The organism is Nonomuraea sp. NPDC049504, assembly GCF_040676845.1.
Lineage (GTDB): Bacteria > Actinomycetota > Actinomycetes > Streptosporangiales > Streptosporangiaceae > Nonomuraea > Nonomuraea salmonea.
On record NZ_JBFAPT010000003.1, the window covers coordinates 470894 to 497467 of the forward strand.

A 26574-nucleotide genomic window follows, 5' to 3' on the forward strand; every position below is an offset into this window, starting at 1 on the left:
GTCAGATCCTCCCCGCGGCGGCGGCCAGCGCGCGCCTGGTCAGCTCGGCGGCCAGATGGCGCTTGTAGTCGGCGGGCCCGCGCTGGTCGGCGTGCGGCTCGCAGTGCTCGGCGGCGATCCGTCCCGCCTCGGCGAACACCTCGTCGCCGGGTGCCCGGCTCAGCAGGTACTCCTCGGCCTCCGGAGCGCAGAAGTGGTCGGCTCCGACGGCGGTCAGCCCGATCCCGGCCTGCCTGATGACGCCGTCCGCGACCGTGAGCACCGCGCCCGCCGCCGCCACCGGCCAGTCGCCGACGCGCCGCTCGACCTTCTCGTACGCGCTGCCGGTGCCCGCCGTGATCGGCACGCGGAGCTGGACGAGGAGTTCGTGGGGTTCGACGGCGGTCTCGTAAGGACCTCGGTGGAATTGCCTGACCGGCACCGTACGGGTGCCGCCTGGGCCCTGGATGACGGCCGTCGCGCGCAATGCGGTGAACACCGCCGACAAATCCTCCGACGGATCTCCCTGACATAAGGAACCGCCAACGGTCCCCCGATTTCGGACGATCGGGTCGGCAATAACCCGCTCCGCATCCCGAAATATCGGGAAAAGGTCGGTGGCGGTGCCGCTCTCCAGCAACTCCGTGTGCCGCACCAGCGCCCCGATCGCCAGCTCGTCGCCCTCGACCGCGATCCGCCCCAGCTCAGCGGCCAGGCCGTTGATGTCGATCAGCGCCTCGGGCTGGGCCAGGCGCAGCTTCATCATGGGGATCAGGCTGTGGCCGCCGGCCACGATCCTGGCCTCGGGGCCGTAGCGCGCCAGAAGTTCGAGCGCGTGCGTGACGCTGTCGGCTCTCTCGTATTCGAACGTCGCGGGAACCTGCATGAGAGCACAGTGCTGTTACCGATTTGTCGCATCAATCGCGAAATAAGGGATTCCTTAATGCGGGGGCGCGAACTATGAAGAGGAGGTGACACTCAGCCAGCTCGGCGCGTTCGTCTTCGTCGCCCGCCTCGGCTCGGTCAAGGCCGCCGCCCGCGCCCTGGGCGTCAGCGAGCCCGCCGTCTCCCAGTCGCTCGCCCAGCTGCGCCGGCACCTCGGCGACCCCCTCGTCACCCGCAGCGGCGACCGCATGGAGCTCACCGAGGGCGGCCGCCGGTTGCTCGGCATCGCCGCCAGGATCGTCGCGCTCGGCGCCGAGGCCGTCGCCGCCGTCCAGCCGGGCCGCCCGGCCCGCCTGCACGTCGTCATGGACGCAGGACTCGCCGAGTACGTCGCCGGCCCGCTGCTCTGCCTGTTCACCCAGCGCAAGCCCGTGGACGCCACCACCGGCGTCGCCGACGCCGCCGAGATCCCGCTGCTGCTCACCAGCCGGCTCGCCGACGTCGCGCTCGGCGCCCAGGTCACCGGCGACGGCCTGACCTGCCGGCCGGTGCTGCGCTGCCGCCTCATCGTGGTCGGCTCGCCGCGCGGCCGCCGCGACCACTGGCTGGTCGGCCCCTCGGCCGCCGACCCGGCCAGCGACACCAGCCGCCTGCTGCGCCTCCTCCGCGTCCAGGAGTCCCAGGTACGCGTCTTCGCCAACCAGACCGCCGCCTGGAAGGCCGCCGCGGAAGGCGCCGGCGTCGCCCCCGCGACCGCTCATCTGGTGGCGGCGGCATTACGCAAGGGCGAGCTGACCACCATAGACACGCCCGCCACCCCACTGGCCACCTATTGGTACGCCACCACCCTCGACCAGGGGACCCGCTCCACGGCCGCCGACACCTTCCTCCACTTCCTGACCACCCCGGCCGCCACCCAGGTCATGCGCACCCCAGACGAAGGCGTCCCGAGAAGCCGCTTCCGCCCAGCCGTGCACGTCTCCATCTGGAGCTGATCACCGCCGCAACCGTCTCCCGAACAGGTGCCCGTTGCGGACCTTCTGACCTTGGAAGAGATGCACCTCCAGACGGACGTTGCCGGCGAGGGGAGCGAGGTCGAGATCAGGAGAGCAGTCGGACAGATAGAGGAAGCGCAACTCCGGCAGGTGCGCCAGCGGTGAGAGGTCATGCACCGCGGTGTCCACGAGTTGCAGCGTTTGCAGCGACCGGCAGCCCGCGAGCGGCGAGAGGTCCTCCAGCAGAGGGATGCGCCACAGGACGAGCGAGGTGAGACCGATCTCGCTGAGCGCGTCCAGATCGGTGACGTGGTCGTTGTCCCCGACCATGAGGAATTCCAGGCGGGGAGCACGGCGGACGATCTCGCGCGCGGAGGTCGCCAGCGGCGTGCGGGTCAGCGACAGGTCGCGCAGCCGATCGAGCGGAGGCAACGAGTCCCACGAGGTCAGAGAAGTGGCTTTCCTGAGGTGCAGGGCCCGCAGTTCCGTGGCCCCGCCGAGGGCGTTGAAGTCCGGGAACCGGGATGTGTCGGCGACTTCGACGAGGGAGAGATGAGGCAGGGCCGTCAGGAATTCGAAGGAGTGAACACTGTCCACGCTGAGTTCCTTCAGAGCGCTGAGCCGGCGCACGACGGAGCCGGCCGCCTCGTCGATCGCGCCGGCCAGGTTGAGGTCGGTCAGGGACTCGCGATGGGCGAGGAGCGGGCTGAGATCCCGCACCGCCGCCGAGATGATCAATATGTCCCGCTGCGGAGGCAGCGCGCGTAGGGCCTCCATCTGCCCCGCCGTGGTCACGAAGAGCCGCGGCGGAGTCGTCATGACGGAGAGCACCCGCTGGGCGTAGGTGTGCGGCTCGAAGTACCGCCAGCTTCGCACCAGCTCGTCCTGCAGCCGGTCATCACTGGCATATCCCGCCAGGAGGTCGAGCGCCGCAGGGCCGTTGATCAGCTGGGCGGTTCTGGCACATGCTTTGGCGGCGGCGGGGGAGAGGGCGCTCAGCTGTCTTGGGAGGCGGTCGAGGACCACCTGGCCGGCCAAGGCAAGAGTGCCGGCCGCTGCCATGTCCCTCGGCGGGATGAGGTCGTCCAGGCACTGGTCCACGGCGTCGCGGAGGCGTTCAGGGACCGACGGGAGGGTCTCCAGGCAGGCGCAGACCAGGATCTTCAGACGGCGGGCGCGGCGGGGTTCGCCGGCCATGCGGGACAGCAACCCGTCCAGGAGGGCTTCGCGGGTGGGGCCGTTGGCGTGGCCGGCGGCCATGACCACCACCTCGCGCCACTGGTCGCGGTGGGCGTTCGAGACGAGGGGCTCGACGTCGCCGACCTCGGCCGCCGCGCGGGCCGTCAGGTATTCCTGGACGGTCCGGTGCACGAAGTCGATGCGGCCCTCGACGGGTTCGCGGAGGACGCCGCTGCGGGCGAGCAGGTAGTCGAGCACCTGGCCGCCGTCCGCGCGCACCCGGGGCATCGTGGCCACGACCCGGTCCACCCAGGCCCGCGCCGCCGACTTGGGCAGCTCGACCCGGTTCGTCACGGACAGCTGCCAGGCCAGCTCCTGCAGAACCTGGAGCTTCTGCGCGCGGTTGAGGTGGATCTCGCCGTAGCTGGGGATGACCCGCTCGGCGTCCCTGCGTTCGAGCAGCATCTCCAGCGCCGCCGCGTACAGGCCCATGCGGTCGGGCGGCAGCTGCGAGGTGCGGTCGAGGTTGAGCGCGCACAGCATGGCGGCGAGCAGCGGGGTGGCGGCGAGGGCGCGCAGGTGGGGCGCGTTCTCCAGGTGCGACAGCAGGCGCTCGCGCACCACGGGCAGCTGCTCGGGCGAGCAGGGCAGGCCGGCGCTGCTCCTGATGGCCTCGTGCCAGTGCTCGACCAGCGCCCGCGTGTCGGCGGGCGTCATGCGTTCGAGGAACGCGGGCGCGAAGCCGTCCTCCTCCAGCCACGACGCGGACGCGGCCGACGGGCGGCTGGTGACGAGGACCCGCACGGCGGGGAACTCGGCGAGCAGCCCGCTCAGCCACGGCTTGATCGCCCTGCGCTGCGCGCCGGTCAGCTCGTCCACGCCGTCGATGAGCAGCAGCGCCTGACCGGAGGCGAGCTGCCGGTGCGCCCAGCCGGCCGGCATCAGCCCGGCCAGCGCTCCCGCGGTCAGGTCGAGGAACTGCTCGGGCCGCGGCAGCTCGCGGTCGGCGTAGCTGCGCAGCTTCACCAGGAACGGCACACAGCCGTTCCAGCCGGCCAGCTCGCCCTCGAACCCGCTCTTGGCGGCGGTGATCGCGAGCCAGCGCAGCAGCGTGCTCTTGCCGCCGCCCGCCTCGCCGCGCAGCAGGATGCGGCGGCCCTGCCCGAGCGCGCTCTCCACGCGCATGGCGGCCGGCTCGTCGGGGACGTCGTGCCAGGCGGCGTGCAGGCCGCTCGCGGCCCGGGACGCGGTCACCGACAGGCTGATGTAGGCGACGCTGAGGGACATCCTGGGCCGGAACCGCTCGACCCGTACGCCCAGCAGCTCCAGGTTGTCGAGCGTGCGGGCGACGTGTTCGAGGTAGCGGCGGCGGAAGTCGGCGTCGAGGTCGGACCCTTCTGGCGCCAGCAGCGTGCGCGCGGGTAACCGGGCCAGCATCGCGGCGAGCTGGTCGCCGAGGCCGGTCAGCCGGGACAGCGTCTCGGCCGCGGCGCGCGGCTGGAACTCAGGCAGGTGCCGCACCACCCTGACCAGGCAGTCGCAGCACTCGTCGAGCACGACCTCGTACAGCCGCGCCTGCGCCTCACCCAGGTCCCTGGACGCGGGCAGCGCCCTGCGCAGCTCGCGCGCCAGGCGTACGGGGTCGGCGTCGGCGGCGAACAGCGCACGGTCGGACAGGTCGGCCCGCGCCAGCGCGTCGGTCACCTCGGCCAGCACGACCAGCCGGTCGTCGTCGCCGAGCCCGGGGAACTCGTGACCGCACAGCTTGGTGACGCGTGCGGTCACGGCGTCGGCGATGTCGTCGATCTGCCGCCGCGCCTTGCGGCGGACGAGCTGGTCGGGAAAGTGCGTACGCATCAGCTCGACGAGCGGCAGGCGGCTGCTCTCGCCGGTCGATCGGGCGGTCAGCCAGGCGCGCACGGCACGCTCGCCGACCGCCGTGCCCACCTTCAGGGCGGCCGTCTCCAAAGCCACCCCGCCATTATCCCGGTGATCTCGCCCCTGGAAGCCGGGTCAGCGGAGCGCGGCGGCCTCCGCGGCCAGCTTCTCGACGCGGCCCCAGTCGCCGGCCGCGAGCGCGTCGGCCGGGGTGAGCCAGGTGCCGCCGACGCAGCCCACGTTGGGCAGCGCCAGGTAGTCGGGGGCGGTGGCCAGGCGGATGCCGCCGGTCGGGCAGAACCGCACGTCGGGCAGCGGCCCGCCGATCGCTTTGAGGTACGGCACGCCGCCCGCCGCCTCGGCGGGGAAGAACTTCAGCTCCTTGATGCCGCGCTCGGCCAGCGCCATCACCTCGGAGACGGTGGCCGCGCCGGGCAGGTACGGCACCCCGCTCGAGTCGAGCGCCTCCACCAGCGACGCCGTGGTGCCGGGCGAGACGAGGAACTTCGCGCCGGCCGACACCGACGCCGCGATGTCGTCGGTCGTCCTGACCGTCCCCGCGCCCACCGTGGCGTCGGGCACCTCGGCCGCGATGCGGGCGATGGCCTCGCGGGCGGCGGGCGTGCGCAGGGTCACCTCGATGACCGGCAGCCCGCCGGCCACCAGCGCCCGCGCCAGCGGGACGGCGGTCGCCGCGTCGTCGATCACCACGACGGGGACCACGGGGGCGAGATCGAGCAAGCTCATGGGATTTTCTCTCTCCTCATCGGCACTCCCGCAGGAGAGCCGTGTCAATGTGCCGGAACCATGCCGATGCCGTGCCGACGCCGACGTCGTGGTCAGCCCACCAGCTCCCGGCGGGCCCGCTGACTCAGCCAGGCGGCCGCGCCGGTCATGCCCGGCTGGGCGGCCACGATGAGCGACGTCCCGATGCCGGCCAGGTAGGCGGCCATGTCGGGGTTGGCCTCGAACCGCGAGCGGAAGGCGCTGCCGCACACGCGCTCCACGATACGGGGCAGCACGCCCCCGGCGAGGTAGACCCCTCCCCGGGCGCCGAGCGTCAGCGCCACGTTCCCGGCGAAGCCGCCCAGCAGCGCGCAGAACATCCCGACCGTCTCGGCGCACAGCGAGTCGTCGACCCTGGCCACGATGTCGGCGGCGGTCAGGCCGGGCGCGGTGACGCCGTTCACCAGGGCCAGCGCCCGGTGCAGCCGGACCAGGCCAGGCCCCGACAGCAGGTGCTCGGCCACGACGTGCGGCACCCCCTGCGAGCGCAGCGCGCGGACCACCTCGAACTCGCGCGGCTCCACCACCGGCACCGTGACGTGCCCGCCCTCGCCGGGGACCGGGATCCAGCCGTGCTCGGACGGCGCGAGCGCGCCCACGCCGAGCCCCGTTCCAGGACCGAGCACCGCCTTGACGCCGTCGCCGGGCGGCGGGCCGCCCAGCGAGACCAGGTCGCCGCCCTCCAGGTGGGGCAGCGACACGGCCAGCGCCTCGAAGTCGTTGAGCAGCCGGACGTACGGGATGCCGAGATCGCGGACGGAGCCGGCCCACGCTGAGTTCGTGAGCCGGTAGTGCTCGCCCTCGATCGGCCCCGCCAGCGCCAGGCACGCCGCGCCCGGCCGCACCCCGCCCGCATGCTGGGCGAGGTAGGCCGTCACGGCGTCGGGCAGCGTCGGGTGGTCGGCGCCGGCCAGCACCGCCACGTGCGACGGGCCTGCTCCGAGCGAGGTGACCAGGCCGAACCTGGCGTTTGTCCCCCCGATGTCGGCGACGAGCCACGGAAGGTCAAAGGCACTCACGCATACCTCCGGCGTTCAGGGCGGCGTCAAGATCGCAGCCGTTCCCCCGAAGGATGCCACGGGAGCTCACGGCGCCCCAGAGGGGGTCGTGAGCGCACCGGCGGACGGCGGGAGGAACGGTCACCGGGCCAGTCCAGCGGGCCGCGCGCCGACCGGCGCGCCCGTCTCCAGGTGCGAGGAGCCCGCCTGGGCGGGGAAGCCCAGCCCGGGGCCGTGGTCGGGCGACTCGGCGCCGCTGACGCCGAAGATGCCGGCGCCCTGCTCGGCGTGGCCCGCCATGCGGCGGAACGTGGCGAACAGCTCGCGGCCGGTGCCGACCCACTGCGCGTCGCTCAGCGGCCGGCCCTCGGGCGTCCGCCTGGCCAGCTCTTCGGCCGGCACCAGCAGCTCCAGCGTGCCCTGCGCGGAGTCCAGCCTGATCACGTCGCCGTCGCGGACCAGCGCGATCGGACCGCCGTCGGCGGCCTCGGGCGACAGGTGGATGGCGGCGGGCACCTTGCCGGACGCGCCCGACATGCGGCCGTCGGTGACGATCGCCACCCGCTGCCCCCTGTCGAGCAGCACGGCCAGCGGCGGGGTGAGCTTGTGCAGCTCCGGCATGCCGTTCGCGCTCGGGCCCTGGTAGCGGATGACCGCCACGAAGTCCTGGCCGTCCAGCTCGCCGGCCTCGAACGCCTTCAGCAGGTCGAGCTGGTCGTCGAACACCTTGGCCGGCGCCTCGATCACCAGGTGCTCCGGCTTGACCGCCGACACCTTGCTGACCGCGCGGCCCAGGTTGCCCTCCAGCATGTGGATGCCGCCGTCGGCGGAGAACGGGTCGGCGACCGGGCGCAGCACGTCGCGGTCCTTGCTGCCGCCGGCGACCGGCGCCCACACCAGCTCGCCGTCCACCAGCTCGGGCGCCTCGCGGTAGCGGTCGAGGCCGGGGCCCGCGACGGTCATCACGTCGCCGTGCAGCAGGCCCTCGTCGAGCAGGTCACCGATGAGCACCTGCATGCCGCCGGCCTCGCGGAAGTGGTTCACATCCGCCTGGCCGTTGGGGTAGATCTTGGTCAGCGACGGCACGACCTTCGACAGGCAGGCCAGGTCGTCCCAGGTCAGCACGATGCCCGCGGCGGCGGCCATGGCCACCAGGTGCAGCGTGTGGTTCGTGGAGCCGCCGGTGGCCAGCAGCGCCACGCAGGCGTTCACGATCGACTTCTCGTCCACCAGCTCGCCGATCGGCGTGTACGCCGCGCCGTGCGCGGTGATCTCCACCGCTCGCCGCCCGGCCGCCTCGGTGAGCGCGTGCCGCAGCTCGGTGTGCGGGTTGACGAACGTCGAGCCAGGCAGGTGCAGGCCCATGACCTCCATCAGCGCCTGGTTGGAGTTGGCGGTGCCGTAGAAGGTGCAGGTGCCGGGGGAGTGGTACGACTTCGCCTCGGCGTCGAGCAGCTCGTCCCTGCCGACCTTGCCCTCGGCGAACAGCTGCCGGGTGCGCGCCTTGACCTTGTTCGGCAGGCCCGAGGTCATCGGCCCGGCCGGCACGAAGATCGCCGGCAGGTGCCCGAAGTGCAGCGCGCCGATGAACAGGCCCGGCACGATCTTGTCGCACACGCCCAGCAGCAGCGTGGCGTCGAACATGTCGTGCGACAGCGCGATCGCGGTCGCCATGGCGATCACGTCACGGCTGTAGAGCGACAGCTCCATGCCCGCGCGGCCCTGCGTGATGCCGTCGCACATGGCCGGCACGCCGCCCGCGACCTGCGCGACGCCGCCCGCCTGGCGCACGGCCCGCTTCAGCTCCGGCGGGTAGGTCTCGTACGGCTGGTGCGCGGACAGCATGTCGTTGTAGCTGGTCACGATGGCCACACCCGGCTTGGCCGTGCCGCGCAGGGCCGGCTTGTCCTCGGCGGACGCGCCGGCGAAGCCGTGGGCGAGGTTCGCGCAGCCGAGGTGGGCCCGCGCCGGGCCCTTGGCGCGCGCGGCCTCGCCGTCGCGGCGGATCCGCTCCAGGTAGGCGGCCCGGCTGGCGGCGCTCCGCGCGGCGATGCGGTCGGTGATCTCCTGAATGACGGGGTTCACAGTTCCTCCTCGTGCCAGGCGCGACCGCTGCGGCCGAGCAGTTCGTGGGCTCCGGCGGGGCCGGTGGTTCCTGCGGGGTAGGGCTCGGGTAGCGCGGGGTCGGCCTTCCACGCCTCCAGAATCGGATCGATCCAGCGCCAGGCCGCCTCGACCTCGTCGCGCCGCATGAACAGCGTCGGGTTCCCGGCCAGCACGTCGGTCAGCAGCCGCTCGTACGCCTCAGGCACCCGCGCCGTGAACGTCTTGCCGAAGCTCAGCGACAGCGGCACCGGCTTCAGCGTCACCTCGCCCGCGCCCGGCTCCTTGGCCATGATGTGCAGCTCGATGCCCTCCTCCGGCTGCAGCCGCAGCACCAGCCGGTTCGGCGAGCCGCCGGGGAAGATGGAGTGCGGCACGTCCTTGAACTGCACCACGATCTCCGAGCGCCGGTACGGCATGCGCTTGCCGGTACGCAGGTAGAACGGCACCCCGGCCCAGCGCCAGTTCTTGATCTCGGCCCTGATCGCGGTGAACGTCTCCACCCTGCGTGACTCCTCGGTCGGCGGCGTGGAGGCGGGCTCGTCCAGGTAGCCCGGCATCTCACCGGCCCCGGTGTACTGCCCGCGCACGGTGAAACGGTCCACTTCGCCGCCCGCGATCGGCCGCAGCGACTGCAGCACCTTGACCTTCTCGTCGCGGATGGCCTCGCGGTCGTTGCGGGCCGGCGGCTCCATCGCGGTCAGCGTGAGGAGCTGGAGCAGGTGGTTCTGCACCATGTCGCGCAGCGCGCCCGCGTGGTCGTAGTAGCCGCGCCGGCCGGGCGTGCCGACGGTCTCGGCGGCGGTGATCTGGACGTGGTCGATCCACAGCGAGTTCCAGATCGGCTCCAGGAAGGCGTTGGCGAAGCGCAGCACCAGCAGGTTCTGCACCGTCTCCTTGCCCAGGTAGTGGTCGATGCGGAAGATCTGGTGCTCGTCGAAGATGGCGCCGACCTCGTCGTTGATGCGCTGGGCGCTGGCCAGGTCGTTGCCGAGCGGCTTCTCCAGCACCACCCGCGAGCGCGGCGTCACCAGGCCGGCGTCCCGCAGCTCGCGGCAGAAGGGGCCGAACGTGCGCGGCGGGCTGGCCAGGTAGAAGACGCGGTCGCGCTGCTCGTACCCGGCGAGCAGGCGGCTCAGCGCGCTCCAGCCGGAGCGGTTCTGGCCGCCGACGTCCACCGAGACGTGGTGCAGGCGGCCCAGGAAGCGCTGCCAGCCGTCGGGGTCGTCGTCGGGCACCTGGCCGCGTACCTCGGCGTCCACCTTGCCGCGGAAGTCGGCGTCGGTCAGCCCGCCCCTGGACATGGCGATGATCCGGGTCTCCGGGGCCAGGCGGCCGTCACGGTCGCTGTGGTAGAGCGCGGGGATCAGTTTGCGCATGGACAGGTCGCCGGTGCCGCCGAACACGACGAGATCGGCGGTGTAGGCGGTGGCTTCCGCAGATGCGAGGGCTTCTGGGACGGAGGGGGACACGGTAGGGACTCCGAACGATCTACCAAGCAGGGACAGAACGGACACTAACGAGAGTTTGGGTCGTACACAAGCGGAGTTTTGGCATTTGAGATAAAAAAGTCACGACTTTTCATGACAGAACCCTGTGTGGTTCACTTGGGCGATGCCTCGACGTACCGCCTCCGCCCTCGCCACGAGCGGCGAGGTGCTCCGCCTCATCCGCACCGGAGAGGCCGTGACACGGGCCGACCTCGGCAGGGTGACCGGCCTGTCGCGGCCCGCGGTGCAGCTGCGCGTCGGCGAGCTGCTCGAACGCGGGCTCGTCGTCGAGCGCACCGACGCCCCCTCCACCGGCGGGCGCCCGCCGGTCCGGCTGGAGTTCAACGCCTCGGGCGGCGTCGTGCTGGTGGCGGCGCTCGGCGCCAGCCGCACCAGGGTCGCCGTCTGCGACCTCGCCGGCGAGGAGCTGGCGGGGCGCGAGTTCGCCATGGACGTCGAGCAGGGGCCCGACAGCGTGCTGCCGCTGCTCATGGACACCTGGGACGACCTGCTCGGCGACCGGCCGCGCTCGATGATCCGCGGCGTCGGCATGGGCGTGCCCGCCACCGTCGAGTTCGCGCAGGGCCGCACCGAGAGCGCCCGCGTCATGGCCTCGTGGACCGGCGTGGTCATCCCGCCGATCATCCGCGAGCGCTTCCCCGTGCCCGTGCTCGTGGACAACGACGTGAACGTGCTGGCCATCGGCGAGCACCGCGGCGTCTACCCCGACCTCGACGACCTGATGTTCATCAAGATCTCCACCAGGATCGGCGCGGGCGTGATCGCCGGCGGCGGCATCCTGCGCGGCGCGCTCGGCGCGGCCGGCGAGATCGGCCACATCCCGGTGATCGACGGGGGCGGCGTGCTGTGCCGCTGCGGCAACCACGACTGCGTCGACTCCGTCGCCAGCGGCACCGCCCTGCTGCGCGACCTGCGCGCCATCGGCAAGGACGTCGCGACCATCGCCGACGTCACGGCGCTGGTGCGGGCCGGCGACGCCGAGACCATGGCCACCGTGCGCGAGGCCGGCCGGCGCATCGGCGAGGTCCTCGCGGGCGCGGTCAACATACTCAACCCGTCGGTCGTCGTGCTCGGCGGCGACGTCGCCGAGGCGTTCGGGCCCCTGGTGTCCAGCATCCGCGAGGTCGTCTACCGCCGCTCCACCGCCCTCGCCACCCGCCGCCTGCGCATCGAGCCCAGCAGGCTCGGCGCCGGGGCCGGCATCAGCGGATGCGCGGTGATGGTGCTCGACCACGTGCTCTCGCCCGAGGCCGTGGACGAGACCATGACGCTCACCTCCCTGCGCCGCGACCGCGCCACCGCGACCGCCGGCTGATCACACGTCCCAGCGGGGCTCGGCGCTCTCCCGTACGAGGCCGTCCGCGCCGAAGATCAGATACCGGTCGAGGTCGTCGGCGAACCAGCGGTCGTGCGTGACGGTCAGCACCGTCCCCTCGAACCCGGCGAGCCCGCGCTGCAACGCCTCCGCGCTGTGCAGGTCGAGGTTGTCGGTCGGCTCGTCGAGCAGCAGCAGCGTCGCGCCCGACAGCTCCAGCAGCAGGATCTGCAGTCTGGCCTGCTGGCCGCCCGACAGCGTCTCGAAGGGCTGAGCGCCGGCCGGCGCCAGCTCGTACCTGGCGAGGGCGGCCATGGCCTCGTTCCTCGTCATCGGGCGGGCGGCCATGACCACCTCGGCCGCCGGGCGCCCGCGCAGGTCGGGCCGCAGATGCGTCTGGGCGAACGCGCCGGGACGCACCCGCGCGCCCAGGCGGGCCACGCCCGTGTGCGCGATCGGCTCGCCGGCGAGCAGGCGCAGGAAGTGGGACTTGCCGGTGCCGTTCATCCCGAGCACGCCGACCCGCTCGCCGTAGTGGATCTCCGTCGAGAACGGCCGCAGCAGCCCGGTCAGCTCCAGCTCCTCGCACACCACCGCGCGCTTGCCGGTACGCCCGCCGCGCAGCCGCATGCGGACGTTCTGCTCCTTCGGCGCCCGCTGCGGCGGCCCCTCGCGTTCGAAGCGCTCAAGCCGGGTCACCGCCGACTTGTACGCCCCCGCCAGCGCGTCGTTGTGCGCCGAGCGCTGCCGCAGGGTGTGCACCAGCCGCCGCAGCCGGTCGCGCTCCTCCTCCCAGCGCTGCCGGCGCTCCTCCAGGCGCTCTCTGCGCCGCGCGCGGGCCTCGGCGTAGCCGGCGAACCCGCCGCCGTGCACCCACACCGTGCGCCCCTCGACGGTGACGATCCGGTCGGCGGTCTCGGCCAGCAGCCGCCGGTCGTGCGAGACGAGCAGCACGGTCTTGCCCGATGCGCTGATCGCACGTTCGAGCCACTGCTTGCCCCGCACGTCGAGGAAGTTGTCCGGCTCGTCGAGCAGCAGCACCTCGTCGGGGCCGCGCAGCAGCGCCTCCAGCATCAGCCGCTTCTGCTCGCCGCCGGACAGCGTGGCCAGGCTCCGCCCCTTCACCTCGTCGTACGGGAGGCCGAGCGCCTCGGTCGTGCACACGTCCCACACGACTTCGAGGTCGTAGCCGCCCGCCTCGGCGTGGTCGGCGACGGCCTGGGCGTAGGCGAGCTGGTGCGGCTCGTCGTCGTGCGCGGCCAGCGCCGCCTCGGTCTCCTCGACGGCGGCGACCGCCGCACGGACGCGCTGCGGCGCGACGCCGAGCAGCAGGTCGCGTACCGTGCCCGAACCTAGGAACTGCCGCATCACGCCCACCCCGCCGCCGGTCGTCACCCGGCCGTCGGCGGGCGTCAGCTCCCCGGCGATCAGCCGCAGCAGGGTGCTCTTGCCGGCCCCGTTCGGCCCCACCAGCGCCGCCTTGACGCCCGGCCCGGCCTTGAACGACACCTCCAGCAGCAGCGGCCGCCCATCGGGCAGCAGGTACGTCACCCCGCTCACGTCCACGTGCCCCACGAGACCTCCCGCTCGATCGTTGTTCTTCTACTAGACCAACGATCCGGTTCTCGTACAACGTAATATCGCCGGATGGACACCGTGTGGTCACGCCGCAGGACGGAGCCCAAGCCGCGGCTCACGCTCGACCGGATCGTGGCGGAGGCGCTCGCCCTGCTGGACGAGGAGGGCGTCGCCCGCCTCACCATGCGCCGGCTCGCCGAGCGCCTGGGCACCGGCTCGACCACCCTCTACTGGCACGTCAAGACCAAGGACGACGTCCTCGACCTGGCCATGGACGCGGTCTTCGGCGAGGTCGGCCTGCCTGACGGCGGCGCGGGGGAGGACTGGCGGGCGGGGGTGCGCGCGCTGATGGGCGGCTGGCGGGCGGCGCTGCTGCGGCATCCGTGGTCGGCCACGCTGCTCGACCGCCCGCTGCTCGGGCCGAACGCGCTCTCACGCACGGAGTTCCTGTACGAGACGCTGATCGCGGCCGGGTTCGCCGCGCCGACGACGGCCGCGTACAGCCTGTCCAACTACGTGATGGGGTCGGTCATCATGCAGGTGACCTGGGCGCGGAGTGACGCCGACGTCGGCGGCTACCTGCGCGAGCGGGCCGGCGACTATCCCGCCCTGGCCGCGCACGGCCTGGAGCACGACTGGGACGCGACGTTCGAGGAGGGTCTCGGCTACCTGCTCGCCGGCATGTCCTGATGTCAGCAGGTGCAGAGCAGGCCGCGCAGCGCGGTCTCCAGGCACACCCCGGACCGCGCGGGCGTCGGCCAGGGAAAGCGGATCAGCGACTCGTCCGCCCGTACGGTCGCGCCGTGGCTGTCCAGCTCCCACAGCCACACCTCCCCGGCCGGCTCGCCGAGCTGGCGGGACACGCCCGCGGCGAGCTGGGCCCGGTGCGAGGAGTTGACGTGGGCGAGCACCCGCTCGGCGACGTCGGTGAGCGGGTCGGGCGCGGCCCCGAGGTAGTCGTCGGCGTCGAGCAGCCCCGACTCCTGCCCGGTCAGGTAGACGACCTGGCCCACGTCCAGGCGCAGCAGCCGGGCCGCGTCGGGCGCGCCGAAGCGTTCGAGCGCGTCGAACAGGTTCTCGTCCGGGCAGTGCGCCGCGACGGCGATCGCCGCCGCGCGGGCCTCGTCCCGCGGCACCGGCTCCGCCCATCCCTGCACCTCGATCAGCCCGCGCGGATGCGTCACGGTGCCGAGCTGCCGCATCGCCGTCAGGTTCACCGCGGCGACGGCGTCCTCGCGCACCCCGTGCAGGGTCTCGCCGGGCAGCACCAGCAGCACCGGACGCCCGCGCTCGTCCACACCGCCGCGCGCCGGCGAGGGGGCGCCGTCCACGGACAGCTTGGCGACGTTCGAGGTCGCGGCGAGGGTGCGGACCCGCTCGGGGATCGGGAGCATGGGCGTCTCCTTGAGGGCGGCAGCGTCTATAGGTTAGCCTTACCTAAGTAAGGATTACCTAACCACATTGAGGTGAACGTGCGCTACACCGGCCCGAAGGTGCGACTGTCGCGTCGCGCGGGCGTCCCGCTGACCAGGAAAGCCGTCCGCTACTTCGAGCAGCGCCCCTACCCGCCGGGCGAGCACGGCCGCAAGACCAACCGTCGCACCACCGGCGACTATGGGCTGCGGCTGATGGAGAAGCAGAAGCTGCGCTGGTACTACGACGTCTCGGAACGCCAGCTCCGCCGCTACTGGGACCTCGCCGTGCGCAAGCCGGGCGCGTCGGGCACCGAGCTGGTGACGCTGCTGGAGAGCCGCCTCGCCTCGCTCGTGCTGCGTGCCGGCCTGGCCCCGTCGATCTACGCGGCCCGCCAGTACATCGCCCACGGGCACATCGCCGTGGACGGCCGCAAGGTGGACATCCCCAGCTACCTGGTCAAGCCCGGCCAGGTCGTCTCGGTACGCGAGCGCTCCCGCAGGATGCAGCCCTTCGTGGCCGCCGCGGAAGGCGTGTACGCCGACGAGCGCACCGCCGCGTACCTGTCGGTCGAGCTGCCCGACCTGCGCTTCACCCTCACCCACCGGCCGGAGCGCGAGCAGATCGCGGTTCCCGTGGACGAGCAGCTCGTGGTGGAGTTCTACTCCCGTTGACCGGGCTTTCGTGCAAGGGCCGCCGGCGTCACCGGCGGCCCTTCTTGGTGCGGTGGCCGTTGCCGTTCTGGCCGTTGCGGTTCTGGCCGTTGCGGTTCTGGTCGTCGCGCCTGGGCGGCGCGGCGCCCGCCGGCACCGCCGTCTGGAGCGCCCGCAGTTCGGCCACCTCCTGGCGCAGCGCGGTCAGCTCGGCCAGGATGCGCTCGGAATGCGCGGCCGCGTCCTGCTCAAGGGCCGCCCGCTCCTCGGCGTTCTCCTCGTCCATGGCGCTCACCACGACGGCGAGGAACAGGTTCAGCACCACGAAGGTGCACACCAGGATGAACGAGGCGAAGAAGATCCACGCCGTGGGGTGGCGGGTCATCACCTCGCGGGCGATGTTGCCCCAGTCGTCGCCCGTCATCGTCTGGTAGAGGGTGAACAGCGAGTCCGGCAGGCTGCCGAAGCGGTCGGGGGCGGTCTCTCCGTACAGTTTGGTGGCCATCACGGCGGCCACGTACAGGACGAGGGAGAGCAGCACCACGATCGAGCTCATGCCCGGCATCGCCCGCAGCAGCGCCGAGACCACCCGGCGCAGGCTCGGCACGACCGACAGCAGCCGCAGCACCCGCAGGATGCGCAGCGAGCGCAGCACCGACAGGCCGCCGTTGGTGCTGGCGAAGGCGATGGCGACGATGACGGTGTCGAAGATGTTCCAGGGGTCGCGCGCGAAGGCGGTGCGCTCGACGTAGAGCTTGCCGGCCAGCTCGGCGGCGAAGATGTAGAGCGCGACGTGGTCGACCACGGTCAGCAGCGTTCCGTAGCTCTCGACCACGGCGGGGACGGTCTCCAGACCCAGGGTGGCGGCGTTGATCAGGATGACGCCGACGATGAAGCGCTGGAAATACGGGTGCGCGAGGAAGGCGCGAATGCTGTCACGCACGGGGGAGACTCCTCAGGGGTGGACATGTGCCTCACCATGATGACGCAACATGATCAAGAGGCGGACTGTGGTATAAACCCACCTGACCTTGTCCACGTGAGGGGACCATTACCAGCATGTCCTACAGCGATTACGGCCCCGGCTATTACGGCCCGCCGCCGCAGAGCCACCCCAACGGCACGACCATCCTCGTGCTGGGCATCCTCAGCCTGGTGGTGTGCGGCGTCCTGGGCCCGTTCGCGTGGGTGATGGGCAACAAGGCGCTCAAGGAGATCGACTCCAGCGGCTACGTCTACGAGAACCGCGGCCAGATCCAGGCCGGGCGCATCTGCGGCATCATCGGCTCGATCTGGCTCATCCTCCTCGTCGTGCTCTTCGCCCTCGCCCTCGTCCTCGGCCTCGTCGCGAGCTTCAGCAGTTACTGACGTTCATGCGGAGCCCGGCCGCGCAGGTCACCGCCTGCCGCGCCGGGCTCTCGTCATTCCCGCGGCCCTGAGCCGACGGCCTCCAAGCCCTTCTCCAGCAGGCCGAAGGCGAGTTCGGCCTGCTCGCGCAGCATGGGGGCGATGCGCTCCCACCCCTCGCCCGCCGTCATCATGGCCATCGCGCGCTCGCTGAGTATGCGCGTGGTGCCGAGCAGGTGCGCCGCCACCAGGCGGGGCGTGAGGTCGTCGGCGCCGGCGTCGAGCTCGTCGGCCAGCGCCCGCGCCAGCGCCTCCTCCCGCTCGACGTGCACCTGCCGCATGCGCGCCGTCAGCGCCGGGCTGTCCGCGACGATCTTGGCGAAGACGTCGGCGCCCTCGTTGAGTCCGTGCCGCCAGTGGCGGGTGTCGATCGCGTCGAGGTAGTCGCGCAGGAACGCGCGCACGGCGCTCTCGCCCGGCCGCCGCTCGCGCAGCACCGTCGGCGGCAGCTCCACCACCGCGTCCTGCCGGTCGGCGAACAGGTCCTCCTTCGTGCTGAAGTAGTTGAAGACCGTGTTGACCGAGACGTCGGCGGCCCGCGCCACCTCGGCCACCGTCACGTTGTCGAACCCCCTGGCCATGAACAGGCCCATCGCGACGTCGGAGATGCGCTCCCGCGTCTCGCGCTTCTTCCGCTCCCGCAGCCCTTCCGTCATGCCCGCCATCGTACCAAGTTTGCAGTGACACCAAAATTGTGGTTACTTAAATTTTGTGATCGAAACCAGAAGTCTGAGCAAGACCTTCGACAACGGCGTCCACGCCGTCGACGGCGTGGACATGACCGTGCGGCCCGGCGAGATCGTCGGCTTCCTCGGCCCCAACGGCGCCGGCAAGACCACGACCATGCGCATGCTGACCACCCTGCTGCGCCCTACCGGGGGGACCGCCACCGTGGCCGGCCACAACCTCGTACGCGAGCCGCGCGAGGTGCGCCGCCGCATCGGCTACGTCGCCCAGGGCAGCGGCCTGCCACCCGTCACCCCCATCAGGGGCGAGCTGGAGGTGCAGGGCATGCTCTACGGCCTCAGCCGCGCCGACGCCGCCGCCCGCATCCCCGGCGTGCTGGAGCGGCTCGACCTGGCCGGGCTCGCCGACCAGGCGCCCGCCACCCTCTCCGGCGGCCGGCGCCGCCGCTTCGACATCGCCTTCGCCCTGCTGCACGACCCCGTGCTGCTCTTCCTCGACGAGCCCACCACCGGCCTCGACCCGCAGAGCCGCGCCAACCTCTGGGACCACATCCGCTCCCTGCGCGACCGGCAGGGCATGACCGTGTTCCTGACCACCCACTACCTGGACGAGGCCGACGCGCTCTGCGACCGCGTCATGATCATCGACCGGGGCCGCATCGTCGCCCAGGGCGCGCCCGCCGAGCTCAAGACCGGCGGCCGCACGCTGGACGACGTCTTCCTCGACATCACCGGCAGGTCGCTGCGCGAGGAGAACGCGACGATCGGGCAGGGGGCATGATGCTGCGCGACACCTGGGTGCTGTTCCGCCACGGACTGGGCGTGACGCTGGGACAGCGGATCGGCATCGTCATCGGGGCGATCCAGCCGCTGCTGTTCCTCGTGCTGTTCGGGCCCGTCTTCGTCACCATCGGCACCTGGGAGACGCTGGTCCCCGGGCTGATCGTGCAGCTCGGGCTGATGAGCGCGGGCATGGCCGGGTTCGGGATCGTCTTCGACAAGCGCGGGGGTGTGCTCGAACGGCTGCGCGTCACGCCGGCCAGCCGGCTGGCGCTGCTGCTCGGGCGGGTGCTCAACAACGTGGTGACGCTGGTCCTGCAGACCGTGCTGCTGCTCGCCGTGGCCTACGCCTTCGGCCTGCGGGCGCCGCTCGCGGGCGTGCTCGGCTCGTTCGTGCTGGTCGTGGTGCTGGGCGCGAGCCTAGCCGCGCTCTCGTACGCGATCGCGCTGACCATCGACGAGCACCTGTTCCCGCCCGTCATGACGACGGCGGTGGTGCCGCTGGTGCTGCTGTCGGGCTCGTTCCTGCCGATGTCGATGGCGCCGGGCTGGCTCGACGCGCTCTCGCACGTCAGCCCGTTCAGGTACGTCCTGGAGGCGCTGCGCGACCTGTTCCACGGCCACTACCTGACCGGCACCGTGGCGGCCGGCGCGGCGGTCACCGTCGCCTTCGCCGTCTTCAGCCTCACGATCGGCACCCGCGTGTTCAACCGCGAGCAGGCGTGAGCCGCCTCAGGGCAGGCGGACTCAGGGCAGGCGGACTCAGGGCAGGCGGACTCAGGGCAGGCGGACTCAGGGCGGGCGGACTCTGGGCGAGCAGTGAAATGAAACGATCGCCGTAACATTCCTGCCCTGCCCCTTAAGCACGCCGGCCATTCTGCGGCTTTTGACCTGCGCAAATATGGCATACCGGGCATATCCCTAGACATCGCCCCGGCGGCGTCAGGCTTCCGTGTTCCCCATCCGTTCACTACGGTGAGGGCTTATGACGCTGCAGGCGCAAAAGCCCGTTCACGACGGTGAGAAAGCCCACTGGCTGGCGGTGCGGCCGAGGCTCGTCCTCGCCAGCGCCTTCATGCTCTTCCTCGAACTGGCACTGATCCGGTGGACCGGCTCCAACATCGTCCATCTGAGCTATTTCACCAATTTCGTGCTGCTGGGCTCTTTCCTCGGCATCGGGCTCGGCTTCCTGCGCGTCGGTCGGTCACAACGGCAGCCCTACTACTCGCCCGTCGTGCTCGCACTGCTGGTCATCGTCGTGCTGGCCTTCCCCGTCACGGTGGACAGGAACACCGAGGGCGTCCTCTACTGGACGAGCCTGTCCACCAGCGGGCCGCCCGCCTGGGCGATCCTGCCGGTCATCTTCTGCGCCGCCGCGGTCATCCTCATGGGCCCCGCCGAGCTCGTCGGCCGGTGCTTCCCCGAGCTGCCCCGCCTCGAGGCCTACCGCTACGACCTCATCGGCAGCCTCACCGGCATCGCGGTGTTCACGCTGCTGTCGTTCGTCAGCGCGCCGCCCGTCTTCTGGGGGCTGATCGCGGCCGGCTGCTACGCCGTGCTGCTGGTGCCCAAGCCGCCCGCCCTCTACGCGGGCCTCGTCGTCGTGCCCGCCGTGGCCGTCGTCGGGCTGCTGCTGGCCGAGACGCTCACCGCCGGCGCCATCTGGTCGCCCTACTACAAGGTCACCACCAAGCAACTCGTGCAGCTCGGCATCCCCGTCACCGACATCGCCGTCAACGGCATCCCCCACCAGCAGGCCGTGCCCGCCGCCGCCCGCCTGCAGTGGGAGGCCCAGTACGGGCTCCCGTACGAGCGCACCACCAAGCCGCCGAAGGACGTGCTCATCGTCGGCGCGGGCAGCGGCACCGACGTGGCCATCGCGCTGTCCAAGGGCGCCACCCGCGTCGACGCCGTCGAGATCGACCCCAAGCTGCGCGAGCTGGGCGGCTCCACCCACCCCGACCGCCCCTACGACGACCCGCGCGTGACCACCCACGTCACCGACGGCCGCGCCTTCCTTGAGCGCAGCGGCGACCGCTACGACCTGATCCTCTTCGCGCTGCCCGACTCGCTCACCCTCGTCTCCGGCGCCAGCTCGCTGCGGCTGGAGAGCTACCTGTTCACCGAAGAGGCCATGCGGGCCGCCCGCGCCCACCTCAAGCCGGGCGGCACGTTCTCGATGTACAACTACTACCGCGAGAGCTGGCTCGTCGACCGCCTGGCCGCCACCATGCAGCGGGCCTTCGGTCACCGGCCGTGCGTCGACGTCGTCAGCACCGCCGGGCAGCAGGCCGTCATCACCGCCGGGGTGACCGCCGCCGACCAGCGCTGCGCGAGCGAGTGGCCGGGCGCCGCGCCGGGCACGCCCGAGCCCGCCGGCGACGACCGGCCGTTCCTCTACCTGAAGGACGCCACGATCCCGCCGATCTACGTGATCACGCTCGGTCTGATCCTCCTCGTCAGCCTGCTCGCCGTGCGCGCCGTGGCGGGGCCGTACCGGCGGATGCGGCCGTACGCCGACCTGTTCCTGCTCGGCGTCGGCTTCATGCTGCTGGAGACCAAGAGCATCACCGGGTTCGCGCTGCTGTTCGGCACCACGTGGGTGGTCAACGCGATCGTCTTCGCCGGCGTCCTGGTCGCGGTGCTCGCCGCCGTCGAGGTGACCCGCCGCTTCCGCACCCCGCCGCTGCCCGTCATGTACGCCGTGCTCTTCGCCGGCCTGCTGCTGGCCTGGCTGGTGCCCAACGAATGGCTGCTGGCCCTGCCGGTGCCGCTGCGCGCGGTGGCCGCCGTCACGGTGGCGTTCCTGCCGATCTTCGCCGCGAACGTGGTCTTCGCCAAGCGCTTCGCCGACACCGCCGACGCCACCACCTCCTTCGGCGCGAACCTGCTGGGCGCCATGGTCGGCGGCTGCCTCGAATACGTCGCGCTCGTCGTCGGCTACAAGGGCCTGCTCATCGTGGCCGCCGTGCTCTACCTCGGCGCTCTCGCCCTGCTGCCGCGCCGTAACTCCGTCGCCGCCTGACAATCGCCGGACAGCGTTTCTGCTTTTCCTTGACCGGTGGACGGAGGAATGGCTTGCTTTGTCGTGAAATGCGAGGTGAGGTGGAGGTATCAGCCTGGCCGTGACCGGCCGGAAAGGTGAATCTGGAAACGGAAATCCGGCCGTTCGGAAACGGAGGTTGAGAGGTCGGGGGTGACGTCCGGTAAACCCGCGAGAAAAGGTGTGAATCGTGGCGGCACGAGGGGCGGCGAGAATCGACGTCGAGCTCGCCCGCCGCCGTCCACTACGCGCAGGACACGACCGGCTCGTCCGGCCGCTGATCCTCGCCGACGACCTCGGTCACGGGCCGAGCGACCCGCGCGGGCTCCGGCGGCGGCTCGACGCCCGCTTCCGCTCGGCCTGCTTCGTGCCGTCGGTGAGCGCCGTCGCCCTGCACCGCGACCCGGGGGAGTGGCCGGTGGACCTGTACACGGACATCACCTCGCTGTCGCCCGAGCACAGCCAGCTCGACGACTACCACTGCGACGCCCACAACACCGAACACGGCCAGGTGACCGGCGCACTGGCCGACTGGATCGTGGGCCGGCTCGGCAAGCAGGCCCGTCCGGCGGCAGGATGAGGACGTACCTCGAGCCGGGGGAGCCGCATGATCGAGCGACGACCGACACCCGAGACGCCGGAGAGCTGGGCGTCGATGCCCGACCCGTACCCGGCCTATGCCCGGTTGCGGGAGGAGGGGGCGCCGCGGCTCGTGCGGTTGCGCAGCGGTCTGTACGGGTGGCTCGTCACCCGGTACGACGACGCCCGCGCCGCGCTGGCCGACCCCCGGCTGAGCAAGGACCCCCGTAACGCGCCCCGCGACTGGCAGGAGGCGGGGCGCGGCCGGCCGCTCGAGGACCGGTCGGGGCTGGGCACGCACCTGCTCACCACCGACCCGCCCGAGCACACCCGCCTGCGCCGCCTGGTCTCCCGCTACTTCACCGCCCGGCGGCTGGCCGGCCTGCGCGAGGGCATCGAGGACCAGGCCCGCACCCTCGCCCTCGGCCTGACCCCCGGGGACGACCTGGTCGCCGCCTTCGCCTCACCACTGCAAGCGGGCGTCATCTGCGACGTGCTCGGGATCCCTCCTGGGGACCGTACGGACTTCCGGAGGTGGACGACGGCCGTGGTGTCGTCCGAGCCGGGGGAACGGGAGGCGAGGCCGGCCGCGATGCGGGAGCTGGCCGCGTACGCGCGCGACCTGGTGGCCGCCAAGCTCAAGGCGCCGGGCGACGACGTGATCGGCGCCGTCGCCGCTGCGGCCGTGGACGGTGACCGGATCAGCGAGGACGAGCTGCTGTCGATGCTGTTCCTGCTGCTCGTCGCCGGTTACGAGACCACCGTCGGGCTCATCGCGCTCGGCACGTACACGCTGCTGCGCCACCCCGACCGGCTGGAGCGGCTGCGCGCGCGACCCGAGCTGATGGAGCAGGCCGTGGAGGAGCTGCTCCGCTTCGACAGCCCCGTCGAGCTGGCCACCTGGCGTTTCGCGCTGGAGCCCGTGGAGCTGGGCGGCGTACGCCTGGCACCCGGCCAGCCCGTTTTGGTGGCCCTGGCCGCCGCCAACCGCGATCCGCACCGCTTCGCCTGTCCAGACCTGCCGGACCTGACCCGCGACGACAACCTCCACCTCAGCTTCGGCCACGGCCCCCACCACTGCCTCGGGGCCCAGCTGGCCCGCCTGGTGGCCCGCGCCGCCCTCACCGAGATCGTCGGCCTGCCCGGCCTCGCCCTGGCAGTCCCCCCGGAAACCCTCCACTGGCGCGGCAGCATCACCGTCCGCGGCCCCCGCACCCTCCCCATCACCTTCACCCGCTGAGAGGAAGGGCGCGAGCCTCCCGCCGCTCCCGAGGTGGGTCAGAGGCCGCAGAGGTCGTCGATGGACTGGGCGCCCTTCTGGGGGTTCTTGGTGGGGGTCTGGGTGGGGGACATGGCACGCGTACGCGTCGGGCTGGGGCGGGTGCCGCTGGGGGAGGCGGAGACGTTCGCGGTCTGGGCGCGGCGGGCCGGGCGCATCGAGTCGGTGATCGCCTTCTTGGTGGCCTGGCGGATCTTGACCCAGTCGGGACGTCCCGAGTAGAACTCCGGCGGCACGAACTGCAGGCTGGTGATCTTGGCGTTCTTGACCTTGAGCCCCAGCTCGACCAGCGGCTGCACCAGGTGGCGCGGGATGTTGGTCTGCGCCAGCCGCTTGGCCGCGCTGGCGATCTTCTCGAACCTGGTGAGGATCACGGTCGGGGTGGCCTGCTGGGCGAAGGCGCCGATGACGCAGCGCTGGCGGGCCATCCGGGAGAAGTCGTCGCTGCCGACGCGCGAGCGGCCGTACCAGAGGGCCTCCTCGCCGCTCAGCTTCCGGTAGCCGGCCTTGATGGTGCCGGCGGTGCCGTACAGGCCGCCCCACTTGACGTCCTGCTCGACCCGGATCTTCAGCCCGCCGATGGCGTCCACGAGGTCGGCGAAGCCGTACATGTTCATCAGCATGTAGTAGTCGATCTTCAGGCCGAGCGTGTAGCCGATGGCGTCCATCAGGGCGCGGGGGCCCTTGTTGCGGCCGCCCATGAGCTGCGGGTTGTCGTTGGCGTACTGCCAGACCTCGTTGAGCAGGCCGCCGTTCGGCAGCTCGGCCATGAAGCCGTTCGGGAACTGCTTGTGCAGCGGAGAGCCGGCCGGGAAGCGGACGTGCTGGAGGTTGCGCGGCAGGCTGAACAGGACGGTGGCGCCGGTCTTCAGGTCGACGCTGGCCACGTTCATGCTGTCGGTACGCACACCGGTACGGTTGCCCGCCGCGTCACCGCCGATCAGCAGGAAGTTCACCCGCTCCTTGTCGCCCCACGGGTTCTCGGGGTCCTTGGCGGCGGCGGGCACCTCGGCGTCCGGGTGCGAGGGGAAGATGGCCCCGATGGAGTCGCGGGCGGCGACCACGTAGTTGGCGGTCAGCGCGAACGGCGACATCACCGCCACGCACAGCACGCCCACCACGATGCCGGTCAGCACCTGGCCCTGCTGCGGCAGCCGGCTGGGCCCGAGCGCGATGTACGAGGTCACCAGCAGCGCGAACCACGCCAGCGCGAACACGGCGGCGAGCACGATCACCGTGCCCATCGCCGCGTCGTCGGCCAGGAACGTCGCGTTCGACAGGTCGCCGGCCACGCTCAGGCCGTAGGCGAGCAGGGCGAGCAGCAGCACCGCGTACACGCTGATCAGCACCAGCCCGGTACGGCGATGCCCGGCCCGCAGGTGAGCGGCGCCGGGCAGGATGGCGGAGAGAGCGGTCCAGCCGAGGAAGGAGGCGGGGGTCAGCGGCTTGGCGAAGCGCGGCGCGGCGGACCCGGCGCCGGGCTTACGGCCGGGACGGCCCTTCTTGCCGGACGGACGGGCCGCGCCGGGACGCGTCGCCGACGGTGCGCCGGCGGGGCTTCCCGAGCGGCCCCTGGACCCCGGCCCCGCACCTTCCGAGGAGCGATTCCGGGAGCCGGAGGGAGCCTCCGAGCGGCTCCGGGCTCCGGCGGAACCCTCCGAGCGGTCCCTGCCCCCTGCGGGCGCTCCTGAGCGGCTCCTGGCTCCGGCGGGACCCTCCGAGCGACCTCGGGATCCGGCGGGACCCTCCGAGCGGCCTCGGGAACCGGCAGGACCTTCGGAGCGGCTCTCTGTCCCTGCGCCTTCCGAGCGGCTCCTGGAGCCCGACCGGGGCTGTGACGACCGGGGCTGGGACGACCGGGGCTGGGACGACCCGGATCCGGCCGCCCCCGGCCCGGACGAGCGCGACGGAGCCGGGCCCGCCACGTGCTTGTCCTGGCTCGCCGCCCCCGGCTCCCCCTTGCCGCTCGTGCGCGACCGTCGCTGGGGGCGCCGTTTCCTGCCTTCTGGCACGGTGTCTTCCCCATCGCGATTGCTCACACCCGGCTCCTTTGACCGCCTACCAGGCAAAACTGACGTTTGCCCCCCGTTGGGCACAAGATTGCCAGGATTCTAGTCCCCATATCTGGACAACCGAGACATGTGCTCAACCTGAGATGAACGTCAGGGGGCTGTCAGGAGACGGTCGAAGAGGGCGCCATCCACGTGTTGCACTGGTATGCCTTGCTCTTCTCCCACCCCTGGCGGAACCAGCGATTGTTGTTCACGGGTTTGCCATGGTCCGGCGGCCGGCCCGGGTAGTCGCCCACCTGTCCGTAGAACCAGAAGAGCCGGTTCCGGTTGGCCGTGCTGACCGGGTACGACGCCGCCACCGACCGCATCCACATGGCCCCGAAACAGGTGGCCTGCAGCTCAAGCCGCCGGCTGAGCGCGAGCTTGGTGTTCTGGCTGCTGGAGTCGAGGGTCTGGCGCCACCAGGAGTCCATCAGGCCGGTGATGTTCTGGACGTGGTGCCCGTACTCGTGGGCCATCATGCTGATGATGCCGCCGTGCCAGTTCAGGAGCTGGCCGTAGCCCATCGACCTGCCGTTCCCCCTGGCCATGGCCGAGGTGGAGGCGTAGATCGTGTTGTTGCGCGGGCAGTAGTACGGCACGATGTTGCCCGGCTGCGGATAGTCGCCGCACGCGCCGCGCCCGCGTCCGGCCACGATGGCCCAGCGCGGCGCACTGAACCGGATGCCCTGCTTCTCCAGGATCGACTCCCACGCCCGGTCCATGCACTTCCCGGTCTTCAGGATCAGCGCCTTGGTCTGGCTGTGGTTGTAGATGTTGACGTTCCCGCTGCGGCAGTTCAGGCGCGGCAGGATGCCGGCCTTGTACATCGTGTTGCTCTTCAGGCTCGTGTTGAGCTGCACCCGGGCGGGCGGCGTGACCGTGGTGTCAGGCCGCTCCGTCGGCTCCCTGCTGGTGGTGGGCCGCTCCGACGGCGGGTCCGAGCGGTCGTACGAGGGTTGCGCAGAGGGATCCGCGGAGGGTTCCTCGGACGGCTCGTACGTCGGGATCGCCACCGGCCTCGTCGTCTCCGTGCTCGACTTCCCGCCGAGCAGCACCGCGCCCACCACGATCAGCACGAACAGCGCCGCCAGCGACCCGAACACCACACCGAGCACGCCCCCCACGCCCATGCCCTGCTTCTTGGGCGGCGGCCGGTGCCACTGCTGCGGCGGCATCGGCGGCGGCGGGGGAGGAGGAGGCGGCTGCTGCCGGTACGGTTGCTGCCCGTACGGCGGCTGCTGCATCGGTTGCGGCATCGGCTGCGTGTAGGGCCGCGTATGAGGCGGCGCCTGCGGCGGCGCGGGGGGCTGCTGCGGATGCGCCTGGGGATGCGCCTGGGGATGCGCCTGGGGATGCGGCTGAGGGTACTGCGGGGGCGGCGGAGCCTGCTGCGGGTACGGGCTGCCCTGCGGCGGCGGCTGCCGGTAGCCCGGCGGCGGCCAGGGCCGCGAGGGTGGCCTCTGGGGCTGCCCT

General features: G+C 71.9%; 22 protein-coding genes. 10 read left to right on the forward strand and 12 right to left on the reverse strand.

What is annotated here, in order from left to right; translation table 11 throughout:
- Window position 1 precedes the first annotated feature (1 nt).
- Complete coding sequence (locus tag AB0K28_RS08615) at window positions 2-865, reverse strand: xanthine dehydrogenase family protein subunit M (protein WP_345402297.1); 864 nt, start codon at window positions 863-865, stop codon at window positions 2-4.
- Between the two features lie 85 nt (window positions 866-950).
- On the opposite strand from AB0K28_RS08615, the gene AB0K28_RS08620 reads away from it, so the two are divergent.
- On the forward strand, window positions 951-1859 hold the full coding sequence (locus AB0K28_RS08620) for a LysR family transcriptional regulator (RefSeq protein WP_345402300.1): 909 nt from the start codon (window positions 951-953) through the stop codon (window positions 1857-1859).
- On the opposite strand, the gene AB0K28_RS08625 is transcribed toward AB0K28_RS08620, so the two are convergent.
- The 5 genes from AB0K28_RS08625 to zwf all read right to left on the reverse strand — a co-directional run bounded on the left by AB0K28_RS08625 (window position 1860) and on the right by zwf (window position 10275).
- Complete coding sequence (locus AB0K28_RS08625) at window positions 1860-5012, reverse strand: NACHT domain-containing protein (RefSeq protein WP_364366783.1); 3153 nt, start codon at window positions 5010-5012, stop codon at window positions 1860-1862.
- Between the two features lie 39 nt (window positions 5013-5051).
- Window positions 5052-5663, reverse strand: coding sequence for a bifunctional 4-hydroxy-2-oxoglutarate aldolase/2-dehydro-3-deoxy-phosphogluconate aldolase (gene eda / locus AB0K28_RS08630; protein ID WP_364366785.1), 612 nt, complete (start codon window positions 5661-5663; stop codon window positions 5052-5054).
- A gap of 92 nt (window positions 5664-5755) precedes the next feature.
- Window positions 5756-6721: a glucokinase gene (locus AB0K28_RS08635; RefSeq protein WP_364366788.1), complete on the reverse strand. Its 966-nt coding sequence runs from the start codon at window positions 6719-6721 to the stop codon at window positions 5756-5758.
- Window positions 6722-6841: 120 nt separating this feature from the next.
- Entirely contained in the window at window positions 6842-8785 is a 1944-nt protein-coding gene (edd, locus tag AB0K28_RS08640; RefSeq protein WP_364366791.1) for a phosphogluconate dehydratase, read from the reverse strand.
- Window positions 8782-10275 (reverse strand): glucose-6-phosphate dehydrogenase, encoded by a 1494-nt coding sequence (gene zwf / locus AB0K28_RS08645; protein WP_364366794.1) that lies wholly within the window; start codon window positions 10273-10275, stop codon window positions 8782-8784. Before zwf ends, edd begins: the two co-directional genes overlap by 4 nt.
- Before the next feature lie 142 nt (window positions 10276-10417).
- Between zwf and AB0K28_RS08650 the strand changes: the two genes are divergently transcribed.
- Window positions 10418-11629: an ROK family transcriptional regulator gene (locus AB0K28_RS08650; protein ID WP_364366797.1), complete on the forward strand. Its 1212-nt coding sequence runs from the start codon at window positions 10418-10420 to the stop codon at window positions 11627-11629.
- Here AB0K28_RS08650 and AB0K28_RS08655 read toward each other — a convergent pair whose 3' ends face one another.
- The gene (locus tag AB0K28_RS08655; RefSeq protein ID WP_364366799.1) at window positions 11630-13204 is read right to left on the reverse strand and encodes an ATP-binding cassette domain-containing protein; all 1575 of its coding nucleotides are present in this window, start codon (window positions 13202-13204) and stop codon (window positions 11630-11632) included. It abuts the gene before it with no gap.
- A 72-nt stretch (window positions 13205-13276) separates the two neighbouring features.
- Here AB0K28_RS08655 and AB0K28_RS08660 point away from each other — a divergent pair, with 72 nt between their 5' ends.
- Complete coding sequence (locus AB0K28_RS08660; protein WP_364366802.1) at window positions 13277-13897, forward strand: TetR/AcrR family transcriptional regulator C-terminal domain-containing protein; 621 nt, start codon at window positions 13277-13279, stop codon at window positions 13895-13897.
- 2 nt (window positions 13898-13899) lie between these two features.
- Here the strand turns inward: AB0K28_RS08660 and AB0K28_RS08665 are convergent, their stop codons facing one another.
- The gene (locus tag AB0K28_RS08665) at window positions 13900-14601 is read right to left on the reverse strand and encodes a DUF2470 domain-containing protein (RefSeq protein ID WP_345402321.1); all 702 of its coding nucleotides are present in this window, start codon (window positions 14599-14601) and stop codon (window positions 13900-13902) included.
- A gap of 78 nt (window positions 14602-14679) precedes the next feature.
- On the opposite strand from AB0K28_RS08665, the gene rpsD reads away from it, so the two are divergent.
- Window positions 14680-15294: a 30S ribosomal protein S4 gene (rpsD, locus tag AB0K28_RS08670; RefSeq protein ID WP_345409737.1), complete on the forward strand. Its 615-nt coding sequence runs from the start codon at window positions 14680-14682 to the stop codon at window positions 15292-15294.
- Window positions 15295-15322: 28 nt separating this feature from the next.
- Here the strand turns inward: rpsD and AB0K28_RS08675 are convergent, their stop codons facing one another.
- On the reverse strand, window positions 15323-16216 hold the full coding sequence (locus tag AB0K28_RS08675; protein ID WP_364366805.1) for an ion transporter: 894 nt from the start codon (window positions 16214-16216) through the stop codon (window positions 15323-15325).
- Window positions 16217-16332: 116 nt separating this feature from the next.
- Between AB0K28_RS08675 and AB0K28_RS08680 the strand changes: the two genes are divergently transcribed.
- Window positions 16333-16641, forward strand: coding sequence for a DUF4190 domain-containing protein (locus tag AB0K28_RS08680; RefSeq protein WP_345402327.1), 309 nt, complete (start codon window positions 16333-16335; stop codon window positions 16639-16641).
- A gap of 53 nt (window positions 16642-16694) precedes the next feature.
- On the opposite strand, the gene AB0K28_RS08685 is transcribed toward AB0K28_RS08680, so the two are convergent.
- Window positions 16695-17336, reverse strand: a complete 642-nt coding sequence (locus tag AB0K28_RS08685; RefSeq protein ID WP_364366808.1) for a TetR/AcrR family transcriptional regulator — start codon at window positions 17334-17336, stop codon at window positions 16695-16697.
- A gap of 55 nt (window positions 17337-17391) precedes the next feature.
- Here AB0K28_RS08685 and AB0K28_RS08690 point away from each other — a divergent pair, with 55 nt between their 5' ends.
- The 5 genes from AB0K28_RS08690 to AB0K28_RS08710 all read left to right on the forward strand — a co-directional run bounded on the left by AB0K28_RS08690 (window position 17392) and on the right by AB0K28_RS08710 (window position 23008).
- Entirely contained in the window at window positions 17392-18147 is a 756-nt protein-coding gene (locus AB0K28_RS08690) for an ATP-binding cassette domain-containing protein (RefSeq protein ID WP_364366811.1), read from the forward strand.
- Window positions 18144-18872, forward strand: a complete 729-nt coding sequence (locus AB0K28_RS08695; protein WP_364366814.1) for an ABC transporter permease — start codon at window positions 18144-18146, stop codon at window positions 18870-18872. Before AB0K28_RS08690 ends, AB0K28_RS08695 begins: the two co-directional genes overlap by 4 nt.
- Before the next feature lie 259 nt (window positions 18873-19131).
- Complete coding sequence (locus tag AB0K28_RS08700; RefSeq protein WP_364366817.1) at window positions 19132-21171, forward strand: spermidine synthase; 2040 nt, start codon at window positions 19132-19134, stop codon at window positions 21169-21171.
- 208 nt (window positions 21172-21379) lie between these two features.
- Window positions 21380-21769, forward strand: a complete 390-nt coding sequence (locus tag AB0K28_RS08705) for a hypothetical protein (protein ID WP_364366820.1) — start codon at window positions 21380-21382, stop codon at window positions 21767-21769.
- Window positions 21770-21796: 27 nt separating this feature from the next.
- Complete coding sequence (locus tag AB0K28_RS08710) at window positions 21797-23008, forward strand: cytochrome P450 (RefSeq protein WP_364366822.1); 1212 nt, start codon at window positions 21797-21799, stop codon at window positions 23006-23008.
- A 38-nt stretch (window positions 23009-23046) separates the two neighbouring features.
- Here AB0K28_RS08710 and AB0K28_RS08715 read toward each other — a convergent pair whose 3' ends face one another.
- Window positions 23047-24396: an LCP family protein gene (locus tag AB0K28_RS08715; RefSeq protein ID WP_364366825.1), complete on the reverse strand. Its 1350-nt coding sequence runs from the start codon at window positions 24394-24396 to the stop codon at window positions 23047-23049.
- An 824-nt stretch (window positions 24397-25220) separates the two neighbouring features.
- The gene (locus tag AB0K28_RS08720) at window positions 25221-26357 is read right to left on the reverse strand and encodes a neutral zinc metallopeptidase (protein ID WP_364366828.1); all 1137 of its coding nucleotides are present in this window, start codon (window positions 26355-26357) and stop codon (window positions 25221-25223) included.
- Window positions 26358-26574 lie beyond the last annotated feature (217 nt).